This is a genomic window from Marispirochaeta aestuarii (assembly GCF_002087085.1).
GTDB classification, from domain to species: domain Bacteria; phylum Spirochaetota; class Spirochaetia; order JC444; family Marispirochaetaceae; genus Marispirochaeta; species Marispirochaeta aestuarii.
Window position 1 is genome coordinate 1 of record NZ_MWQY01000059.1, and the last position, 1,322, is coordinate 1,322.

Consider the following 1,322-nt stretch of genomic DNA (forward strand, 5'->3'; position numbering starts at 1 on the left):
CAGGGCGAACGCACATAGATATGCATGAACAGGCGGCGGTCGATAGGCTTTTCTGTATTAATATACAACAGAAGTGAATTCTTATACTACTAGACTTTTTCAACTCCTTATTTGATAATGGATTAGAGTATAAGGAGTGCATATGAAGAAGCCGACAGCATCCATCGTTGATCATTTTGAGGAATTAGCAGATCCCAGAATCGAACGAAACAAGAAGCACGCCCTGATAGACATCATCGTTCTGACGATTTGTGCTGTTATCACGGGGAGTGAAACCTGGGAGGAGATTGAAGATTATGGTCACTACAAAGAAGAGTGGCTCAAATCGTTTCTCCCCTTGCAAAATGGCATTCCTTCACATGATACCATCCGCCGGCTTTTCATCCGACTCAATCCTGACGAGCTTCAGCGGTGCTTCATGAGCTGGATAGAAGCCGTACGAGATGTTATAGCCGGTGATGTCATCGCAGTAGATGGGAAAACACTCAGACGAAGCGGAGACCAGGTGAGCGGGAAATTGCCTATCCATATGGTCAGTGCCTGGGCCGCAGGGAGTGGGGTACTCCTGGGACAGAAGAAGACTGCAGAGAAATCAAACGAGATAACCGCCATTCCTGCCCTACTGGAATTGCTCAAGATTAAGGGGTGTATTGTTACGATCGATGCCATTGGCTGTCAGAGTGAGATTGCAGCAACTATTCAGAACAAGAAAGCTGACTATGTCCTTGCGCTGAAAGGAAATCAGAAGAATCTCCATGAGGACGTGAAATACTTCTATCATGAGCTGGAAGAGAAGGACTTAGCAGAAGAGTGGCTCGATAGTCATACAACAGTCGATAAAGACCATGGACGCATTGAGATCCGTGAATACTATCAGAGCGATGAGATCGCTTGGCTCCCGGAACTAAAGAACTTTGTCGGGGCAAAGACCATCGGAATGGTAAAGGCAACCCGGATTATTGGCAAAAAGCAATCGACCGAATGTCGATACTATATCTCAAGCTTGCCGATAGATGCACAGCGCTTTGCCCATGCGGTACGCTCGCATTGGAGTGTGGAGAACACCCTTCATTGGACATTGGATATGACGTTCAGGGAAGATGATTCCCGGATGCGCGAAGGTTATTCGGCAGAGAACTTTGCCATGATGCGACGGTTAGCGTTGAGTTTGATGAAACGAGATAAGTACTCGAAGAAATCATTGAAACGTCGCAGAAGGATTGCTCATCTCGATAACTCATACTTAACCCAAATGCTGTTTAGTTCTGACGAGGCTATCGACCGCCGCCTGCCTGGATGAGTTTATGTGCGTTCGCCCTGGG

General features: G+C 47.0%; 1 protein-coding gene. It reads left to right on the forward strand.

Annotation, left to right across the window (positions count from 1 at the left end; genetic code table 11):
- The first annotated feature begins 142 nt into the window (after positions 1-142).
- The gene (locus B4O97_RS19095) at positions 143-1,300 is read left to right on the forward strand and encodes an ISAs1 family transposase (protein WP_083053113.1); all 1,158 of its coding nucleotides are present in this window, start codon (positions 143-145) and stop codon (positions 1,298-1,300) included.
- Positions 1,301-1,322: the final 22 nt, after the last annotated feature.

Bases quoted from the DNA above. Each gene is read 5' to 3' on its own strand.
- B4O97_RS19095 (WP_083053113.1), top strand. From the start codon at position 143: ATGAAGAAGCCGACAGCATCCATCGTTGATCATTTTGAGGAATTAGCA.